This window comes from Pseudomonas sp. BO3-4 (assembly GCF_034044115.1).
In the GTDB taxonomy this organism is placed as follows: Bacteria; Pseudomonadota; Gammaproteobacteria; order Pseudomonadales; family Pseudomonadaceae; genus Aquipseudomonas; species Aquipseudomonas alloputida.
The window spans coordinates 5,425,879-5,445,099 of record NZ_CP139018.1; the positions used below are offsets into that span (position 1 = coordinate 5,425,879).

Annotated in this window: 16 protein-coding genes and 2 tRNA genes; 2 read left to right on the top strand and 16 right to left on the bottom strand. The window is 60.1% G+C overall.

Features of this window, described 5'->3' with window-relative positions:
* Nucleotides 1-5: 5 nt before the first annotated feature.
* Nucleotides 6-2,942, top strand: coding sequence for a DUF748 domain-containing protein (locus REH59_RS24945; RefSeq protein ID WP_014859355.1), 2,937 nt, complete (start codon nucleotides 6-8; stop codon nucleotides 2,940-2,942).
* A 102-nt stretch (nucleotides 2,943-3,044) separates the two neighbouring features.
* Here REH59_RS24945 and REH59_RS24950 read toward each other — a convergent pair whose 3' ends face one another.
* Entirely contained in the window at nucleotides 3,045-3,458 is a 414-nt protein-coding gene (locus REH59_RS24950; protein WP_003249980.1) for a VOC family protein, read from the bottom strand.
* Between the two features lie 60 nt (nucleotides 3,459-3,518).
* On the opposite strand from REH59_RS24950, the gene REH59_RS24955 reads away from it, so the two are divergent.
* On the top strand, nucleotides 3,519-3,821 hold the full coding sequence (locus REH59_RS24955; protein WP_014859356.1) for a putative quinol monooxygenase: 303 nt from the start codon (nucleotides 3,519-3,521) through the stop codon (nucleotides 3,819-3,821).
* 76 nt (nucleotides 3,822-3,897) lie between these two features.
* Here the strand turns inward: REH59_RS24955 and REH59_RS24960 are convergent, their stop codons facing one another.
* The 15 genes from REH59_RS24960 to ftsH all read right to left on the bottom strand — a co-directional run bounded on the left by REH59_RS24960 (nucleotide 3,898) and on the right by ftsH (nucleotide 19,045).
* A complete protein-coding gene (locus REH59_RS24960) occupies nucleotides 3,898-4,248 on the bottom strand; it encodes a BON domain-containing protein (protein ID WP_003249976.1) in 351 nt (116 codons plus the stop codon).
* A 261-nt stretch (nucleotides 4,249-4,509) separates the two neighbouring features.
* Entirely contained in the window at nucleotides 4,510-6,615 is a 2,106-nt protein-coding gene (gene pnp, locus REH59_RS24965; RefSeq protein ID WP_014859357.1) for a polyribonucleotide nucleotidyltransferase, read from the bottom strand.
* A gap of 250 nt (nucleotides 6,616-6,865) precedes the next feature.
* Nucleotides 6,866-7,135, bottom strand: a complete 270-nt coding sequence (rpsO, locus tag REH59_RS24970; RefSeq protein WP_003249971.1) for a 30S ribosomal protein S15 — start codon at nucleotides 7,133-7,135, stop codon at nucleotides 6,866-6,868.
* Nucleotides 7,136-7,282: 147 nt separating this feature from the next.
* Complete coding sequence (gene truB, locus REH59_RS24975; protein ID WP_003249968.1) at nucleotides 7,283-8,200, bottom strand: tRNA pseudouridine(55) synthase TruB; 918 nt, start codon at nucleotides 8,198-8,200, stop codon at nucleotides 7,283-7,285.
* 3 nt (nucleotides 8,201-8,203) lie between these two features.
* A complete protein-coding gene (gene rbfA / locus REH59_RS24980) occupies nucleotides 8,204-8,602 on the bottom strand; it encodes a 30S ribosome-binding factor RbfA (protein ID WP_003249967.1) in 399 nt (132 codons plus the stop codon).
* Between the two features lie 116 nt (nucleotides 8,603-8,718).
* Nucleotides 8,719-11,259 (bottom strand): translation initiation factor IF-2, encoded by a 2,541-nt coding sequence (infB, locus tag REH59_RS24985; protein WP_004575779.1) that lies wholly within the window; start codon nucleotides 11,257-11,259, stop codon nucleotides 8,719-8,721.
* Nucleotides 11,260-11,286: 27 nt separating this feature from the next.
* Complete coding sequence (gene nusA / locus REH59_RS24990) at nucleotides 11,287-12,768, bottom strand: transcription termination factor NusA (protein WP_003249963.1); 1,482 nt, start codon at nucleotides 12,766-12,768, stop codon at nucleotides 11,287-11,289.
* A gap of 59 nt (nucleotides 12,769-12,827) precedes the next feature.
* Nucleotides 12,828-13,286: a ribosome maturation factor RimP gene (rimP, locus tag REH59_RS24995; RefSeq protein ID WP_003249960.1), complete on the bottom strand. Its 459-nt coding sequence runs from the start codon at nucleotides 13,284-13,286 to the stop codon at nucleotides 12,828-12,830.
* 129 nt (nucleotides 13,287-13,415) lie between these two features.
* A tRNA-Met gene (locus REH59_RS25000) sits at nucleotides 13,416-13,492 on the bottom strand.
* 100 nt (nucleotides 13,493-13,592) lie between these two features.
* A tRNA-Leu gene (locus tag REH59_RS25005) sits at nucleotides 13,593-13,678 on the bottom strand.
* Between the two features lie 21 nt (nucleotides 13,679-13,699).
* Nucleotides 13,700-14,098 carry a preprotein translocase subunit SecG gene (secG, locus tag REH59_RS25010; RefSeq protein ID WP_003249958.1) on the bottom strand — a complete coding sequence of 133 codons (399 nt, stop codon included), beginning with the start codon at nucleotides 14,096-14,098 and terminating at the stop codon, nucleotides 13,700-13,702.
* Nucleotides 14,099-14,102: 4 nt separating this feature from the next.
* Entirely contained in the window at nucleotides 14,103-14,858 is a 756-nt protein-coding gene (gene tpiA / locus REH59_RS25015) for a triose-phosphate isomerase (RefSeq protein WP_003249956.1), read from the bottom strand.
* A 65-nt stretch (nucleotides 14,859-14,923) separates the two neighbouring features.
* A complete protein-coding gene (gene glmM / locus REH59_RS25020) occupies nucleotides 14,924-16,264 on the bottom strand; it encodes a phosphoglucosamine mutase (RefSeq protein WP_003249955.1) in 1,341 nt (446 codons plus the stop codon).
* A gap of 16 nt (nucleotides 16,265-16,280) precedes the next feature.
* Nucleotides 16,281-17,132: a dihydropteroate synthase gene (gene folP / locus REH59_RS25025; RefSeq protein WP_128573564.1), complete on the bottom strand. Its 852-nt coding sequence runs from the start codon at nucleotides 17,130-17,132 to the stop codon at nucleotides 16,281-16,283.
* Nucleotides 17,133-17,140: 8 nt separating this feature from the next.
* Nucleotides 17,141-19,045, bottom strand: coding sequence for an ATP-dependent zinc metalloprotease FtsH (ftsH, locus tag REH59_RS25030; RefSeq protein ID WP_003249950.1), 1,905 nt, complete (start codon nucleotides 19,043-19,045; stop codon nucleotides 17,141-17,143).
* Nucleotides 19,046-19,221 lie beyond the last annotated feature (176 nt).

Sequence of the window (19,221 nt, forward strand, 5' to 3'; positions counted from 1 at the left end):
GACACATGTACAAAGGATTGACTCGCGCCGCTGGCGCAATCGTGGCCTTGGTAGCCCTGTATAGCCTGCTCGGCTTTCTCATTCTTCCCGGTGTCGCACTGCGCATCGCCAACCAGCAGTTGGCCCAATACGCCACCGTGCCGGCCCACCTCGAACGGATCGAACTCAACCCATTCAGCCTCGAGCTGACGCTGTGGGGCCTGCAGATCGGCGAGCCGGGCAAGGAGCAGGTCGGTTTCGAGCGTCTTTACGCTAACGCCTCGCTCGACAGCCTGTGGACAAAAGCCCTGCATCTGGAAGCGGTGGAGCTCGACAAACCGCGCAACGAAGTGCTGTTCGCCAAGGACGGTACCCTCAACCTGACCGGGTTGTTCAAACTACCGGCCAGCGAAGCCAAACCCGAAGAGCCGCCCAGCGACCCGTTCCCGCTGCGTATTGGCAGCATCAAGCTCGTCGACGGCTACCTGCACTTCGAGGACCTGCGGCCCAGCGAGCCGATCGAGTTCCTCTACGACAACATGAATCTGGAGCTGAAAAACCTCAGCACCCTGCCCAACGACAACGCCGACATGACCTTGGTGGCCAGCGGCCCCAATGGCGGACGCATCGACTGGAAGGGCACGCTGAGCCTGTCGCCGATCGCCTCCGAAGGCACACTGAAGGTCACTGACGGCAAGATGAAGCTGTTCTGGCCCTACGTGCGCGATGCCGTGCCACTGGTGCTGGAAGACGGCGTGGTAAGCCTCGATACGCACTACAAGCTCAACCTCGCCAAACAGACCGAGCTGCTGCTGGATAACGTCTCCGTGCGCATCGCGCCATTCGCGATCAAGGCGCCGGATGGCCGACCGTTGGCACGCCTGGCCAGCCTGGAGGTTAGCGAAACCTCCATTGACCTGGTCAAGCAGCAGGTCACGGTGGGCAAGGTTCGCAGCGAAAAGCTCGAAACCTGGGCGGCGCTGGAAAAAGATGGCCAGCTCGACTGGCAGAAGCTGTTCGCCAGCCAACCCGCCAAAGCAACGCCGAAGGAAAAGGCCGAGCCGGCGGCCGCAGCACCTACGCCTGAAGAGAAAGCGGTCAAAGAGCCAAGCAAACCCTGGCAAGTGCTGCTCAAGGACGTGCAGTTGCGCAACTACCTGGTACACCTGGAAGATCGCAGCCAAAAGGCACCGGTAGCCTTGGACCTTGGCCCTCTCAATGCCGACCTGCAAGGTTTCGACAGCCTCAACCAGTCGCCCTTCACCCTCAAACTCGATACAGGTGTGGGTAAGCAAGGCAAGCTGCAGGCTGCAGGCCAGGTCAACCTGGCACCGATATGGGCAAAGCTGGATGTGAGCACCCGCGACATCGACCTGCGTGTAGCCCAGGCCTACATCAGCCCGTTCATCCTGCTGGAGCTGCGCAGCGGCATGCTCTCGAGCGACCTCAAGGTCGACCTGAAGAACACCGCGCCGCTGGCCTTCAATGTGACCGGCAAGGCGCAGGTCAGCCAGTTGCATACCCTCGACACCATCAAGAGCCGCGACTTCGTCAAATGGCAGCAGGTGAACGTCGACGGCTTGTCCTACGTGCACGGCGATGCTCTGTCGATCGACAAGGTGACCCTGCTGCAGCCCTATGCACGCTTCATCATCAACGAAGACCGCACCACCAATGTCAATGACCTGCTGATCCCGCAACCGGCCGACGCCCCGGCGAGCAGCCAGCCCAAGCCGACCACGGCCAGCAACAACAAGCCGCTTGGCATCCATATCGGGCAGATTGACATCAACGACGGCTCGGCCAACTTTGCCGACCTGTCGCTTACCCCCAACTTCGCCACGGCCATCCAGCAACTCAACGGCCAGATCGGCACCATCGACAACCGCAAGCCACAGCCGGCCAAGGTCGACGTCAAGGGCAAGGTAGACCGCTACGCACCGGTCACCATCAAGGGCGCACTCAACCCGTTCAACCCACTGGCCAGCCTGGACATTGCCACCAGCTTCAAGCGCGTCGAACTGACCACGCTGACGCCCTACTCCGGCAAGTTCGCCGGTTTCCGCATCCGCAAAGGGCGGCTGAACCTGGACCTGCACTACTTGATCACCAACGGCCAGCTCAAGGCCGAGAACAAGGTAGTAGTGGAGCAACTGCAGTTGGGCGAGAAAGTCGACAGCCCGGATGCGGTCGACCTTCCGATCCGCCTGGCGGTGGCATTGCTGAAGGATACCGAGGGCAAGATCTCGATCGAGCTGCCGGTGTCTGGCGACCTCAACAACCCGCAATTCAGCGTGATGCCGATTGTTTGGCAAACCCTGCGCAACCTGGTGCTGCGCGCGGCGCAGGCGCCATTCAAATTCATTGGCGGGCTGATCAGCGGCGGTAGCTCGGAAGACCTTGGCAACGTGGCCTTCGCCCCCGGCTCCAGTGAACTCAGCGGCGAGGCCCAGTCGTCCTTGGACAAGCTGGCATCCGCGCTGAAAGAGCGCCCGGAACTGCGCCTGGAAATCGAAGGCACCAGCGCCCAGGCCAGTGATGGCCCGCTCATCGCGCAACAACGCCTGGAGCGTGAGTACCAGGCCACCTGGTACAAGATCCTGCAGCGACGGGGTGACAAGGTGCCGGCCAATGCCTCGATGCTGGTGGTTGACGACAGTGACAAACCGGCGATGCTCGAAGGCATCTACCGCACCCGCCTGAAGCAGCAGCCGCCTGCCGAATGGGAGCAGTTGGGCCGTGACGAGCGCGCCGCCAAGCTGCGCGAGGCCGTGATCAAGTCGTGGGCCGAGAGTACCGCCTTGCTGCGTACCTTGGGGCAGGAGCGGGCCAGCAGCATCAAGGACTACCTGGTCGACAAGGGCAAGCTGGAAGACGACCGGGTGTACTTCATCGATACCAGCCTGGGGCAGCCTCAAAGCGATGGCCGGGTGGTGACACCGATGCACCTGGATGCCGAGTAATCCCCTCTGGCAGGCCTGGCCTGTTCGCAGGCACGCCTGCCCCCACAGGCCTGCGCACTACCTGTGGGAGCGGGCGTGCCCGCGAAGAGGCCAGCACGGGCTTTAAACCAAGCGCTGCCCCGACACCGCCGGGTGATACAACGGTTGAACCTTGTTCCCGGCCGGGTCCAGCAGGTGGAAGCTGCGTGCGCCGTCACCATGGTTGAACGGCCGGTCGAGCAAGGTCACGCCACGGGCCTTGAAGTAGGCATACCAGGCCTCCAGCTCCTCCACACTGTCGACAACGAACCCGTAGTGATCCAGGGTCTGCAACCCGTTGGCCGCCCCTGCCCCACGCCCCAATGACAGGTTGTCGTTACCGCAAGTGAGGTACACCAGGTCCTCATTGGCGCGATTCAGCACTTCCATGCCCAGCACATCGACGTAGAAGCGTTCACACTCTTCCAGGTTAGGCACCAGCAGGGCGATGTGGCGCAAGCCATTCAGGCGGCCAGGGCGTGCAGGCAATTCGGACATTGGCGAAGCTCCATTTTTGTATACAATTCATTATTGAATTTAAAACAAAAGGAGAGATTTGTGTATAGCCTGTTCATCAAGACCCGAGTGAAGCCTGGATGCGCCGACGCTTTCCTGAGTGCAATCAAGGTCAATGCTGCAGCTTCCGTGGCGAGTGAGCCTGGCTGTCTGGTGTTCGATGTGTCGCAGGACCGGGTTGATCCGGAGGTGATCTACCTGTACGAAATCTACCGCGATGATGCTGCGTATAAAGCGCATACCCAGACCGCGCATTTTCGCGACAGCCGCCCATTGGTGGATCCTCTGATCCTTGAGCAGGAATGCTTCGAAAGCGATGTGATCGCGCGCAACCCAGTGTATTGAACTCAAGAAAAAGCCCTGGCACGGGCCAGGGCTTTGCTGAAAGTGGCCAAATCCATTTGGCCGACGGGACATTCCTTTACTCGGCTTTCAGGCCGTCAGACATTACGCTCTTGACGCCTTTGATGTTCTTGGTGATGCGCACCGCTTCTGCTTTCTGCGATTCGGTAACCTTCACATCAGAAGACAGCGAAACAACACCTTGGCTGGTCTCGACTTTGATGTCGCTGCCTGGGATGCCTTTTTCAGTCAGCAGATCAGCTTTAACCTTGGTAGTGATCCAAGTGTCGGAGCCTTCTTGCTTGGCGTTGTCGACGGTGTTGGCCGCCAACATGACTGGAGCCTGGGTTGGCTCAGCGGCGAATGCACCGTTAGCCATGGTCAGGGTCAGAGCGGTAGCAGTAGCGGCAGCAATGGCGAACTTCTTCATGTGGGTCACTCCTGTTTTTCGAAGGGTCTGCGCCGTATGTCCTGGCGTCAGGTATGAAGGTAGTTGCATGGGCTGTGCCAGCTTGGCCTCTTCGTTTATTTCCTTTTAAATCAATCAGTTAGCAAAACACCATCGCTGCTGCGGTCGTGCATTTTGCAATCTGCGCGGTAAACCTGCATGCAAGATGCAAGTCCGCAAAAGGTTCCCGCCCCCATGAAAAAAGGGCCCCGAAGGGCCCTTTCTCTATTGCGTGACGGTCGCTTAGACGCCCGAGGCCTTGGCCGCAGCGACGTCTTTGATCGACAGCTTGATACGGCCGCGGTTGTCCACGTCCAGTACCAGCACTTCGACTTCCTGGCCTTCTTTCAGGATGTCGGTGACTTTCTCGACGCGAGCATCGCTCAGCATGGAGATGTGCACCAGGCCGTCCTTGCCAGGCAGGATGTTGACGAAGGCGCCGAAATCGACAATGCGCTCGACCTTGCCGACGTAGATCTTGCCGATCTCGGCCTCGGCGGTGATGCCCAGGATGCGCTGCTTGGCAGCATCTGCCGCTTCCTTGGTTTCGCCGAAGATCTTGATCGAGCCGTCGTCTTCGATGTCGATCGAAGCCTTGGTCTCTTCGCAGATGGCGCGAATGGTGGCGCCGCCTTTACCGATGACGTCACGGATCTTGTCGGTGTCGATCTTCATCGCGATCATGGTCGGGGCGTTGGCCGACAGTTCGGTACGCGACTGGCCAATGATCTGGTTCATCTGGCCGAGGATGTTCAGGCGCGCTTCCAGGGCTTGGCCCAGGGCGATTTCCATGATCTCTTCGGTGATGCCGTTGATCTTGATGTCCATCTGCAGCGCGGTGACGCCTTTGGCGGTACCGGCTACCTTGAAGTCCATGTCGCCCAGGTGGTCTTCGTCACCCAGGATGTCAGTCAGGACTGCGAACTTGTCGCCTTCCTTGACCAGGCCCATGGCGATACCGGCAACTGGCGCCTTCATCGGCACACCGGCGTCCATCAGGGCCAGGGAAGCACCGCAGACCGAAGCCATGGAGCTGGAACCGTTGGATTCGGTGATTTCCGAAACCACACGGATGGTGTACGGGAACACGTCAGCAGCAGGCAGCATGGCCTGAACCGAACGGCGGGCCAGACGGCCGTGGCCGATTTCGCGACGGCCAGCACCGCCCATGCGGCCACACTCACCTACCGAGAACGGTGGGAAGTTGTAGTGCAGCATGAAGGGGTCTTTCTTCTCACCTTCGAGGGTGTCCAGCAGCTGGGCATCACGGGCAGTACCCAGGGTCGCAACGACCAGGGCCTGGGTTTCGCCACGGGTGAACAGTGCCGAACCGTGAGTTTTCGGCAGCACACCCACTTCGATGTTCAGCGGGCGTACAGTCTTGGTGTCGCGGCCGTCGATACGTGGCTTGCCGTTGACGATGTTTTCGCGAACGGTGCGGTATTCGATTTCGCCGAAGATGTCTTTTACTTCGGAAGCCGAAGGCTGGCCTTCTTCACCGGAGAACTTGGCAACCGCCTGGTCACGCAGCTCACCCAGACGCGCATAGCGGTCGGCTTTGACGGTGATGGTGTAACCCTGCGAAACCGCTTCGCCGAACTCGGCGCGGATAGCATTGAACAGCTCGGTGTTGGCAACGGCAGGTTTCCAGTCCCAAGTCGGCTTGCCAGCTTCGGCAGCCAGCTCTTTGACAGCCTGGATAACAGCCTGGAATTCGTCGTGGGCGAACAGTACGGCACCCAGCATCTGGTCTTCGGTCAGCTCTTGAGCTTCCGATTCAACCATCAGTACGGCGTCGGAGGTACCGGCAACGACCATGTCCAGGCTCGAGGCAGCCAGTTGCTCGTAGGTCGGGTTCAGCAGGTAGCCAGTGCTTTCGTGGAAGGCAACGCGGGCAGCGCCGATCGGGCCTTCGAACGGAATGCCGGAAATGGCCAGGGCAGCCGAGGTACCGATCATCGCGGCGATGTCCGGGTCGGTCTTCTTGCTGGTGGAAACCACGGTGCAGACGACCTGCACTTCGTTCATGAAGCCTTCCGGGAACAGCGGACGGATCGGACGGTCGATCAGGCGCGAGGTCAGCGTCTCTTTCTCGGAAGGACGGCCTTCACGCTTGAAGAAGCCACCTGGGATCTTGCCAGCGGCGTAGGTCTTTTCCTGGTAGTGAACCGACAGCGGGAAGAAACCCTTGCCTGGATCAGCCTGTTTGGCGCCTACCACAGTCACCAGCACGGTGACGTCGTTGTCGACGGTAACCAGCACGGCGCCGGTTGCCTGACGGGCAATACGGCCCGTTTCGAGAGTGACGGTCGATTGACCGAACTGGAAAGTCTTGATTACCGGGTTCACGGTTTCCTACCTTTTTCAGTGGCTCTTGGGGGAACTGGTTTCTTGCGAATTCTTGGGCAGAACGGGGAATCGGCCCCATTGACCGTCCAGATACAACACGAGGCTGGGAGCCTGGCACCAAGCGGAAAAACCGCTCAGCATTGCCAGGCTGCCAACCTCGGAGATACGCGTGAAGTGCCCAACGGCAGCGCTGCAAAACAGCCCTGCCGAAGCCTGCGACACCCCACGCACACCACTGACCAGGCCGCTATTAGCGACGCAGGCCCAGGCGACCGATCAGGGCGCTGTAACGAGTGGTGTCTTTGCCCTTCAGGTAATCCAGCAGCTTACGACGCTGGTTGACCATACGGATCAGACCACGACGGGAGTGGTGGTCTTTATCGTTGGCCTTGAAGTGGCCTTGCAGCTTGTTGATGTTGGCGGTCAGCAGAGCAACCTGCACTTCCGGGCTACCGGTATCGCCGGCGGCTTGCTGGTATTCGGCAACGATCTGAGCTTTTTCTTCAACGCTGAGGGCCATTTGGCTTCTCCTGATAACGGATCCCGCAAGCGGGGTCCAATAGGCCAGGGACAAATCCCTGTATTAATAAAAAAGGTGTGACCGTGCCTACTGACAGCCACCCTTGATGCCGTGGGGCTCGGCAACTGCCTGACCCCGCGGTTTCGGTCATTCCGACCGAATCAGCCGACGCGGCGCAATGCGCCCGTCTTCGCTCACTTCACCGATACCGATGAAGCGTGCGTTGTGATCCTGTACCCGCACCATGCCAAATTGTGGCGCGTCCGGCGCGCGTACCGCCTGGCCATGCAGCCAGTAGAACGCACTGTGTTCCGACAGGCTGACCAACGGCCAGTCCTGCAGCCCGCTGTCCGATGGCATCAGGAAGCGGTCGAGCGCTTCGTTGCCACCTTCGGCATGGGCCTGTTCGAGTTCCTCGAGGGTGACCGTCTGTGCCAACGCAAAGGGCCCTGCCTGGGTCCTGCGCAGCTCGGCGACATAGGCGCCGCAACCAAGGGCTTCACCGATATCCTCCACCAGCGTGCGGATATAGGTGCCTTTGCTGCATCCTACGCTCAACCGTGCACGGGTGCCTTCGCACTCGAGCAACTCCAAGCGGTTAATAGTAACAGAACGCGCCTCGCGCTCCACTACCTCTCCTGCACGTGCCAGCTTGTACAACGGCTGGCCGTCACGCTTGAGCGCCGAGTACATAGGCGGTATCTGGCTGATCGGGCCGCGAAAACGTGGCAGCAGTGCTTCGATGTCGGCGCGACCAACGGTCACGTCGCGGGTCTGCAGCACCTCACCCTCGGCATCGCCGGTGTTGGTAGTCTGCCCCATCTGCATGACGGTTTCGTAGCCCTTGTCGGAATCCAGCAAGTACTGCGAAAACTTGGTCGCTTCACCGAAGCACAGCGGCAACACGCCGGTCGCCAGCGGGTCGAGGCTACCGGTATGGCCGGCCTTTTCCGCGTTCAGCAGCCAACGCACTTTCTGCAAGGCGGCATTGGACGTGAAGCCCAGCGGCTTATCGAGCAGGATGATGCCGCTGACATTGCGGCGGATACGTTTGACCTGGGCCACCGCTTACTCCTTGGTGTCCGACTCGTCGGCATCCTTGTGCAGGCGGTCTTCGGCCACTGCACGCTCGATCAGCGCCGACAGGTGCACACCACGGCTGACACTTTCATCGAAATGGAAGTGCAGCTGCGGCACGCTGCGCAGTTGCATCGAACGCCCCAGGTGCAGACGCAGGAAGCTGGCAGCGCTATTCAATGCCTTGAGCGATTGCTGCACGGCATCCGGGGTTTCCTCGCCCATGACGGTGATGAACACCTTGGCATGGCCCAGGTCACGGCTCACGTCCACGGCGGTGATAGTCACCAGACCGACACGCGGGTCCTTGACTTCGCGACGGATCAGCTCGGCCAGCTCGCGCTGCATCTGATCGCCAATACGTTGGGTACGGCTATATTCTTTGGCCATTCTTGCTACCTGTAACTTAAAGCGGCAAACGCCCGGACAGACGAATGCCTGACCGGGCGCTACCTGAAGAGGTACCGCAAGCCGCCCTGTAGCAGGCGCTTGCGGCTCGCTCGCCCTTAAAGGGTACGAGCCACCTGGACTTTCTCGAAGACTTCGATCTTGTCGCCGACCTTGACGTCGTTGTAGCTCTTGACGCCAATACCGCACTCCATGCCCGAACGGACTTCGGAAGCATCGTCCTTGAAGCGACGCAGCGATTCCAGCTCGCCTTCGAAGATCACAACGTCATCACGCAGTACGCGAATCGGACGGTTGCGGTACACGGTACCCTCGATGACCATACAGCCAGCGATGGCGCCGAACTTCGGCGAACGGAACACGTCACGTACTTCGGCGACACCCAGGATGTTCTCGCGAACATCGCTGCCGAGCATGCCGGTCAGGGCCTTCTTGACGTCTTCGATGATGTCGTAGATCACGTTGTAATAACGCATATCCAGACCTTCCTGCTCGACGATCTTGCGCGCACCGGCGTCGGCACGCACGTTGAAGCCGAACAGTACTGCATTCGAAGCCAGTGCCAGGTTGGCATCGCTCTCGGTGATACCACCGACGCCACCACCAATCACGCGCACTTGCACTTCGTCGTTGCCCAGGCCGCCGAGCGAACCCTGCAGCGCTTCCAGAGAACCACGCACATCGGTCTTGAGAACGATGTTGAGGGTTTTCTTCTCTTCCTGACCCATGGTCTCGAAGATGTTTTCCAGCTTGCCGGCGTGAGCACGGGCCAGCTTGACCTCGCGATACTTGCCTTGACGGAACAGGGCAACTTCACGGGCTTTCTTCTCGTCAGCAACCACGGACAGCTCGTCACCGGCTTCCGGAGTACCGTCCAGGCCGAGGATTTCGACCGGGATCGACGGGCCAGCTTCCTTCACAGGCTTGCCGTTCTCGTCGAGCATGGCGCGTACGCGGCCATAGTTGGAACCGCACAGGACCATGTCGCCCTGACGCAGGGTACCGTCCTGAACCAGGATGGTCGCCACCGGGCCACGACCCTTGTCCAGGCGCGATTCGACAACCACACCACGACCTGGCGCGGTTGGGGTAGCGGTCAGTTCGAGGATCTCGGCCTGCAGCAGAACGGCTTCGAGCAGCTCGTCGACACCGGTACCCATCTTGGCCGAAACCTTGACGAACGGCGTGTCACCACCCCAGTCCTCGGAGGTAACGCCTTCGACGGACAGCTCGTTACGGATGCGATCGAGGTCAGCACCTGGCTTGTCGATCTTGTTCACTGCAACGACCAGCGGAACACCGGCTGCCTTGGCATGCTGAACGGCTTCGCGGGTTTGCGGCATCACACCGTCGTCCGCCGCCACCACCAGGATGACAATGTCGGTCGCCTTGGCACCACGGGCACGCATCTGGGTGAACGCAGCGTGACCAGGGGTATCGAGGAAGGTGACCATGCCGCGGTCGGTTTCCACGTGGTAGGCACCGATGTGCTGGGTGATACCACCGGCTTCGCCAGCGGCAACCTTGGCACGACGGATGTAGTCGAGCAGCGAGGTCTTACCATGGTCAACGTGACCCATGACGGTAACCACCGGCGCACGCGACTCGGTCTGGCCTTCGAACTTCAGCGATTCGGCCAGGGAGTCTTCCAGGGCAGTGTCGCTGACCAGCGTGACCTTGTGGCCCAGCTCTTCTGCGATCAGCTGAGCGGTTTCCTGGTCGAGCACCTGGTTGATGGTGACCGGGGTCCCCATCTTGAACATGAACTTGACCACTTCAGCGCCCTTGACGGACATCTGGTTGGCCAGCTCGGAGACGGTGATGGTCTCGCCGATGGTCACGTCACGGATGACGGGGCCGGTCGGGTTCTGGAAGCCGTGCTGATTACGCTTTTTCAGCTTGCTCTTGCCACCACGGCCACGACGAGCGCCATCGCTCTCTTCGTCGGTAGTGCGCGGAGCAGCACGCGGAGTCGGCGCCTTTTCCTTCTCCTTGACCTTGACCTTGATCGACACACGAGGCGCTTCGCCACGACGACGGTCGTCATCACGGGTACGGCTTTCGTTGCGACGGGTCTCGTCTTTCTTGCGCTCGGCAGCACGGGCTGCGGCGTCTTCAGAGGCCGGGGCGTCTGCGACTACCGGGGCCGGAGCAGCGACCGGAGCAGCGGCAGGAGCCGGCTCTGGCTTGGCAGCAGGCGCAGGGGCGGCGGCGGTGGAGCCGGCCGCCTGACGGCGAGCCTGCTCTTCGTTGCGCTGGCGAACTTCGGCCTCGACCTTGTCGCGAGCGGCATTTTCAGCCGCGCGGCGCTCTTCCAGCTCACGCTTCTGCTCAGCCTGGATTTCTTCAGGGCTGCGCTGAACGAAAACTTTCTTCTTGCGTACTTCTACGCTGATGCTCTTGCTACCGGCGACACGCAGGGTGCTGGTGGTTTTGCGCTGCAAGGTAATCTTGCGCGGCTCTTCCGCCTTGCTCTTGTGGCTGCTTTTCAAATGAGTCAGCAGGGTCTGCTTCTCATTGTCGGTCACTACCTGACCGGCGTCGGTGTGCGGCAGACCTGCCTCACGCATCTGCTGCAGCAGGCGCTCTACCGGTGCCTCGACCTCTTGGGCCAGTTCTTTCACCGTGACTTGCGTCATGCACTTCTCTCCTCAGGCCGCGCCTAATTACTCGAACCAGTGGGCTCGGGCGGCCATGATCAACTTGCCGGCACGCTCTTCGTCGATGCCGTCGATGTCGAGCAGATCGTCGATCGACTGCTCGGCCAGGTCTTCGCGGTTAACCACGCCGCGCACCGCCAGTTCAGCCGCCAGGTCTTTGTCCATGCCCTCAAGGGAGAGCAGGTCTTCGGCCGGGTGGGCGTCTGCCAGTTTTTCTTCGGTAGCGATGGCCTTGGTCAACAAACGGTCCTTGGCTCGAGCGCGGAGCTCATTGACGATGTCTTCGTCAAAGCCATCGATGTTGAGCATTTCTTCCAACGGTACGTAGGCAATTTCTTCAAGGCTGGTGAAGCCTTCGTCGACCAGCACTTGGGCCAGCTCCTCGTCGACTTCCAGTTCCTCGATGAAATTGCGCAGGATGTCACCGGTTTCGGCCTGTTGCTTGGCCTGGATGTCCTTCTCGGTCATCACGTTCAGGGTCCAGCCGGTCAACTGACTGGCCAGGCGAACGTTCTGACCGCCACGGCCAATGGCCTGGGCCAGGTTGTCCTCGGCGACGGCGATGTCCATGGCATGGGCATCTTCATCAACGATGATCGCCGCGACTTCAGCCGGCGACATGGCGTTGATGACGAACTGCGCCGGGTTATCGTCCCACAGGACGATATCCACACGCTCACCACCCAACTCCCCGGATACGGCCTGGACGCGCGAACCACGCATGCCGATACAGGCACCTTGCGGATCGATACGCTTGTCCTTGGAGCGGACGGCAATCTTGGCTCGCGAACCCGGATCACGGGAAGCAGCCATGACTTCGATGAGGCCCTCGGCAATTTCCGGCACTTCAATGCGGAAAAGCTCGATCAGCATCTGCGGCGCGGTGCGCGACAGAATCAGCTGTGGGCCACGGTTTTCGGTGCGAATTTCCTTGAGCAGCGCACGCAGGCGCACGCCAACACGGAAGGTTTCGCGCGGAATGATGTCTTCGCGAGCCAGCAAGGCCTCGGCGTTGTTGCCCAGGTCAACGATGACGTTGTCGCGGGTAACCTTTTTCACGGTACCGGAGATAATCTCGCCAACGCGCTCACGGTAGGCATCGACCACCTGGGCACGCTCGGCCTCACGGACCTTTTGCACGATGACCTGCTTGGCGGTCTGGGCGGCGATACGACCGAACTCGATGGACTCGATCTTCTCTTCGATCACGTCACCAACCTTGGCTTCAGGGTGGGTGTCCTTGATCTTGTCCAGCCAGGTCTCGATCGCCGGATCATCAAGATCGGCTTCGTCGACCACGGTCCAGCGACGGAAAGTCTCGTAGCTACCGGTGTGGCGGTTGATTTCCACACGTAGGTCGACTTCGTCTTCAAAACGTTTTTTGGTTGCAGTGGCCAGGGCCACTTCCAGCGCTTCGAAAATGACGCCGGGCGGTACACCTTTTTCGTTGGATACCGATTCAACAACCAGCAGTACTTCTTTGCTCATCGTACGCCTCGCCTTGCGCAAGCCATTGGGCCCGGATAGTCCGCCGGGCCCGGCACGTCTCAGTCAAAACTGGGAATAATATTGGCCTTGTCGATCGAGTCGATCGGTAACAGGAACTCCTGGTTGTCCACCTGGACCACCACATCCTGCTCCTCCACACCGCGGAGAAGGCCCTGGAAGTTACGACGACCCTCGAAGGGTGAGCGCAGCTTGATCTTCACTTGTTCGCCGGCATGCGAGGCAAACTGTTCCAGCGTGAACAGTGGGCGATCCATGCCTGGAGAAGACACCTCGAGGGTGTACTCACTGCTGATTGGATCTTCCACATCGAGGATTGCGCTGGCCTGACGGCTGACTGCTTCGCAGTCGTCCACCAGAATACCGCCTTCCTTGTCGATGTAGATGCGCAGTACCGAATGCTTACCCTGGGAAACGTATTCGATCCCCCAGCACTGATAGCCCAGACCCTCGACAACCGGGGCCAACAAGGCCTGCAACTGTTCTAGCTTGCTCGACACCTGAACCCCCTCGTGCATGCTGTGCAAATAAAAAATGGGCGAAGCGCCCATCCCTGAAAGCGCCGTAGGACAACGACGCCGAAACTGTTCGGTTAGCAAAAAGCCCCTGAAAAGGGGCTCCGCTGAAGCTGGTTGCGGGGGCTGGATTTGAACCAACGACCTTCGGGTTATGAGCCCGACGAGCTACCAAGCTGCTCCACCCCGCGACAAAGCTGGGGCAAAAGTATAAGACCGAACCCTGTTGAGGGTCAAATCCAAACATTCACCTACAAGAAAGCCCGCTAAAGCGGGCTCTCAAGCTTTAATTGGTACCGAGAAGGGGACTCGAACCCCTACACCCTATGGGCACAACCACCTCAAGGTTGCGTGTCTACCAATTCCACCACCTCGGCAATACTACTACTTGAAACCCGTTACTTCTGCTCTTGAGCCGGAGGAGGTACATCACCCGTATTACTGGTGGTTTCGCTCTTCTGCTGCTGGAGCACCGGTACATCATCATTAACTGCCGGTTTTTGCGGCTCTTTCACTTCTAGCACTGCTGGATCTGGAAGACCTGCTTGGCTAAGCTGGTGAGCTTGTTGCTTCGCGAAGTATCCTAACCCAAGTGCTGTCAAAAAGAAAGTGGCAGCGAGTATAGCAGTTAATTTACTTAGGAACGTTGCAGAGCCTTGGCTCCCGAACACGGTATTTGAAGCCCCCGCGCCGAAAGATGCACCTGCTTCAGCACCTTTACCCTGTTGCAACAGAACCAGCACTACAAGCGACAGCGCTGCCAACAGATGAAAAACAACGATGACTGTTTCCAGCATTTGTTCAGTTTCCTGCGGCGCGACAAATTGCACCGAATTCGTCTGCGTTCAGGGAAGCCCCACCAATGAGCCCCCCATCGATATCCGGCATGCCGAACAGTTCGGCCGCATTGGCCGCCTTCACGCTGCCGCCGTATAGCAACTGCACCTTCGCAGCCACTTCAGCATCTTCTGCCGCCAACTGGCCGCGGATGGCGGCGTGCACATCCTGGGCCTGCTGTGGCGTGGCCGTAAGGCCTGTACCGATGGCCCATACAGGCTCATAGGCAATTACTGCATCGGCAAAAGCCTTAACACCGAATGCTTCGATGATACTGCTTAGTTGACGCCCGACAACTTCGAGCGTTTTGCCAGCCTCGCGCTCCTCAAGGGTTTCCCCTATGCAAAGCACTGGCTTCAAGCCTTTGGCCTGGGCCGCTGCAAACTTGCGATTGAGCACTTCGTCGGTTTCACCAATAATCTGGCGACGCTCCGAGTGACCAATCAACACCAACTTGCAACCTGCTTCAACCAGCTGCTCGGGAGCAACTTCCCCGGTCAGCGCACCCTGTTCGGGTTGTACAGCAGAATTCTGTGCGCCGACAGTAATTTCTTTACCCGCCAGACCATCAATCACCTGATTGATGAACAAGGCCGGTGGAAATACGGCGACTTCCACTCCGCTCGGCAAGGCGAGATTGCTCAAGCCTTTGGTCAGCTCAGCGACGCTAGCGCGGGTACCGTGCATTTTCCAGTTACCAGCTACCATAGGGCGACGCATGCTTTACCTCGTCGGTCAAAGTGGGCGCAGATCTTACCCAACCAGATCTGCGCTGGCAAGCGCCTTCAGACACAAACTTCGCTGACCAGTTTGGCCAGTGCTTCAGCATGGGCCCGCACCTGGCTTTCGTCTTCGCCCTCAACCATGACCCGCACCAGCGGCTCGGTACCGGACTTGCGCAACAGCACGCGACCACGCCCCGCCAGCGCATCGGTAACCTTTGCACTGGCTTCCTTGACGGCGGGGTGCTCCAGCGGGTCAACCTTGCTGGCGCCAAAGCGTACATTGATCAGCACCTGCGGGCACTTGCGCAGGGCCTGACGGGCCTGGGCCAGGGTTTCACCCCGGCGCTTGAGCGCCATCAGCACCTGCAGCGCGGCAATGATCGCATCGCCGGTTGTGGTGTGGTTACAGCACACGACGTGACCGGAGTTTTCACCGCCGACCAGCCATTCACGCTCCAACAGCTCGGCCATGACGTAACGGTCGCCGACCTTGGCTCGCACAAACGGGATGTCCAGGTCCTTGAGCGCCAGCTCCAGGCCCAGGTTACTCATCAGCGTGCCGACCACCCCGCCTTGCAGCTTGCCATGCTCCTGCAGGTCGCGAGCAATGATGAACAGCAGCTCGTCACCGTCGACGATGGCGCCCGTGTGGTCGACCATCAGCACGCGATCGCCATCACCGTCAAAGGCAATGCCGAGATCGGCATGCCCGACCAGTACAGCGGCCTGCAGCGATTCGATGTGTGTCGAGCCGCAACCTTCGTTGATGTTCAGGCCGTCCGGTTGCGCATGCAGCACGGTCACGTCGGCACCCAGCTCACGGAATACGCTGGGCGCAACCTTGTAGGTCGCACCATGGGCGCAGTCGACCACCAGCTTGAGGCCTTCGAAGCTGGTGCTGCTCGGCACGCTGCTCTTGCAGAATTCGATGTAGCGGCCGGCGGCATCGTTGATACGCGAAACCTTGCCCAGCTTGCCCGACTCGACAACGGTCATCGGTTGATCGAGCAGCTCTTCGATCATCAGCTCGACCTCGTCCGGCAGCTTGGTGCCCTGGCCCGAGAAGAACTTGATGCCGTTGTCATCGTGCGGATTGTGCGAGGCACTGATGACGATGCCGGCTTCGGCGTGGAAGGTACGCGTGAGGTAAGCGATGGCCGGTGTCGGCATCGGCCCGAGCAGCATCACATCGGCACCTGCCGCGGACAGGCCGGCTTCGAGTGCGGACTCGAACATGTAGCCGGAGATACGCGTGTCCTTGCCCACCAGCACGCGGCAATGGCCTTGCTTGCGGAAGGCCATGCCGGCCGCCCAGCCAAGCTTCAGCATGAAGTCAGGCGTGATCGGGTATTCGCCGACGCGGCCACGAATGCCGTCGGTACCAAAGTATTTTCTGCTCATAGGGACTCCAATGTTCTTATTCGGCGTTTTGCACCGCAGCGATCATGCGTACCACATCAACGGTTTCGGCCACGTCATGTACCCGAAGGATGCTCGCCCCTTTGGTCATGGCCAACGCCGCCAGCGCAAGGCTGCCGTACAAGCGCTCGCCGACCGGACGTTCCAGCGTCAGGCCGATCATGCTCTTTCGTGAAACGCCCACCAGCAGTGGGCGCCCAAGGCGATAGAGCGCTTCCATGTGCTTGAACAGGCTCAGATTGTGCGCCAGTGTCTTGGCGAAACCGAAGCCCGGGTCAAGGATGATTCTGTCAGCGTCGATGCCCGCTGCGGCGCAGGCGGCCATCCGCTGTTCAAGATAACGGGTGACCTCGGCGGTCACGTCCTGGTAATGCGGATCGTCCTGCATGTTGCCTGGCTCGCCACGCATGTGCATGAGGCACACCGGCAGACCGGTATCCGCCGCAGCGTCCAGGGCGCCGTCGCGCTCCAGAGCCCGCACGTCGTTGATCAGCCCGGCACCCAGGCGTGCGGCTTCACGCATGACAGCAGGCGTGGAGGTATCGACCGAAATGACCACGTCGAGGCGACTGTTGATGGCCTCGACCATTGGCGCCACACGCTCCAGCTCCTCGGTCACCGACACTGCACGCGCACCCGGGCGCGTGGATTCGCCACCGATGTCGATCAGCGTTGCGCCAGCGGCCACCATCGCTTCGGCATGGCGCAGGGCCTCGTCGCGCTGACTGAAGCGACCGCCATCGGAGAAGGAATCGGGGGTGATATTGAGAATACCCATGACATGGGTATGTGACAAATCAAGAACCCGGCTGCCGCAAGGCAACCGGGTGGGGTACTGCACTGAGCTCATAGATGCCCTTAGTGTTCAGCCGCTGGGCCGCCGATTGGCGATTCCGGACGCTCATCCTGGGCCGCAGGCGTGCCCGAGTGCTTGTCATCGTCCCAATCACGCGGCTCACGTGGTGTGCGCCCAGCCATGATGTCGTCAATCTGATCGGCATCGATGGTCTCGTACTTCATCAGCGCTTCGGTCATCGCCTCGAGCTTGTCGCGGTTGTCGATCAGCAACTGTTTGGCAGTGGCGTAGCACTGATCGATGATGCTGCGCACCTCGGAGTCGATCAATTTGGCCGTCTCACCGGACACGCTGGCATGCTGGCTACCGGCACTACGGCCGAGGAACACCTCGCCCTCTTCCTCTGCATACATCAGCGGGCCAAGCTTCTCGGACAGGCCCCATTTGGTCACCATGTTACGAGCGATCTGGCTGGCGCGCATGATGTCGTTGGACGCGCCAGTGGTCACGCCATCGAAGCCCAAGGTCATCTCCTCGGCGATACGGCCGCCATACAGCGAGCAGATCTGGCTGATCAGCGCACGCTTGGAGAGGCTGTAGCGGTCTTCTTCCGGCAGGAACATGGTCACACCCAAGGCACGACCACGCGGGATGATCGAAACCTTGTAGACAGGGTCGTGCTCAGGCACCAGGCGACCGACAATGGCGTGGCCAGCCTCGTGATAGGCCGTGTTTCTCTTTTCCTTTTCGGACATGACCATGGTCTTGCGCTCAGCGCCCATCATGATCTTGTCCTTGGCCAGCTCGAACTCTTTCATTTCGACCAGGCGCTTGTTGGAACGCGCGGCAAACAGCGAAGCCTCGTTGACCAGGTTGGCCAGGTCGGCGCCGGAGAAGCCTGGGGTACCCCGCGCGATGACCGCCGGGTTGACGTTCTCGCCAATCGGCACCTTGCGCATGTGCACCTTGAGGATCTGCTCGCGACCACGAATGTCCGGCAGGCCAACCACCACCTGGCGGTCGAAGCGGCCGGGGCGCAGCAGCGCAGGGTCGAGCACATCCGGACGGTTGGTGGCAGCGATGACGATGATGCCATCGTTCATCTCGAAGCCGTCCATCTCCACCAGCAACTGGTTGAGGGTTTGTTCACGCTCGTCGTGACCGCCGCCCATGCCAGCGCCACGATGGCGACCAACGGCGTCGATTTCGTCGATGAAGATGATGCACGGGGCGTGCTTCTTGGCCTGCTCGAACATGTCGCGCACACGGCTGGCACCGACACCCACGAACATTTCCACGAAGTCCGAACCGGAAATGGTGAAGAACGGTACTTTCGCCTCGCCCGCAATGGCCTTGGCCAGCAGGGTCTTACCGGTACCGGGTGGGCCAACCATCAGCACACCGCGCGGGATACGGCCGCCCAGGCGCTGGAACTTGCCCGGATCGCGCAGGAACTCGACCAGCTCGCCAACCTCTTCCTTGGCCTCGTCGCAGCCCGCAACGTCAGCCAGCGTGGTCTTGACCTGGTCTTCGGACAGCAGGCGTGCCTTGCTCTTGCCGAAGCTCATCGGCCCGCCCTTGCCGCCCGCGCCCCCTTGCATCTGGCGCATGAAGAACATGAACACGGCAATGATCACCAGGATCGGGAAGCTCGCCACCAGCAACTGCGTCCAGATGCTCTGTTGCTCAGGCTGCTTGCCTTCGACGACCACGTGGTTGTCGACCAGATCGCCGATCAGGCCATTGTCGGTGATGGCCGGGCGCACAGTCTTGAAGTTGTCGCCATCGGTGCGCTTGCCAGTAATGATGTAGCCATCGACGGTCACACGCTCGACCTTGCCATCCTTGACCTGCTGGATGAAGTCGGAGTAGTTGAGGGTCTGCGGCTCGTTAGGGCTGGAGAAGTTGTTCATCACTGTCACCAGGACAGCTGCGATGATCAACCACAGGATCAGATTCTTTGCCATGTCGTTCAATTAGCTACCCTCTGAGGCCGGCGCACGACGCAGCCGTGCCTCGCATGATATTCATCGCCCTAACTTACTACATTACCTACGCAGCCGCAGGCACCGTCTGTAACCCTTTGTGAAAGCTAGACTACACGAAGTTCGGACGATCCTGACGCAGTGGCCGATTGGAATTA

Bases quoted from the DNA above. Each gene is read 5' to 3' on its own strand.
- REH59_RS24945 (WP_014859355.1), top strand. From the start codon at position 6: ATGTACAAAGGATTGACTCGCGCCGCTGGCGCAATCGTGGCCTTGGTA.
- REH59_RS24950 (WP_003249980.1), bottom strand. From the start codon at position 3,458: ATGTCCGAATTGCCTGCACGCCCTGGCCGCCTGAATGGCTTGCGCCAC.
- REH59_RS24960 (WP_003249976.1), bottom strand. From the start codon at position 4,248: ATGAAGAAGTTCGCCATTGCTGCCGCTACTGCTACCGCTCTGACCCTG.
- rpsO (WP_003249971.1), bottom strand. From the start codon at position 7,135: ATGGCCCTCAGCGTTGAAGAAAAAGCTCAGATCGTTGCCGAATACCAG.
- rbfA (WP_003249967.1), bottom strand. From the start codon at position 8,602: ATGGCCAAAGAATATAGCCGTACCCAACGTATTGGCGATCAGATGCAG.
- infB (WP_004575779.1), bottom strand. From the start codon at position 11,259: ATGACGCAAGTCACGGTGAAAGAACTGGCCCAAGAGGTCGAGGCACCG.
- nusA (WP_003249963.1), bottom strand. From the start codon at position 12,768: ATGAGCAAAGAAGTACTGCTGGTTGTTGAATCGGTATCCAACGAAAAA.
- secG (WP_003249958.1), bottom strand. From the start codon at position 14,098: ATGCTGGAAACAGTCATCGTTGTTTTTCATCTGTTGGCAGCGCTGTCG.
- tpiA (WP_003249956.1), bottom strand. From the start codon at position 14,858: ATGCGTCGCCCTATGGTAGCTGGTAACTGGAAAATGCACGGTACCCGC.
- glmM (WP_003249955.1), bottom strand. From the start codon at position 16,264: ATGAGCAGAAAATACTTTGGTACCGACGGCATTCGTGGCCGCGTCGGC.
- folP (WP_128573564.1), bottom strand. From the start codon at position 17,132: ATGAGCTCAGTGCAGTACCCCACCCGGTTGCCTTGCGGCAGCCGGGTT.
- ftsH (WP_003249950.1), bottom strand. From the start codon at position 19,045: ATGGCAAAGAATCTGATCCTGTGGTTGATCATCGCAGCTGTCCTGGTG.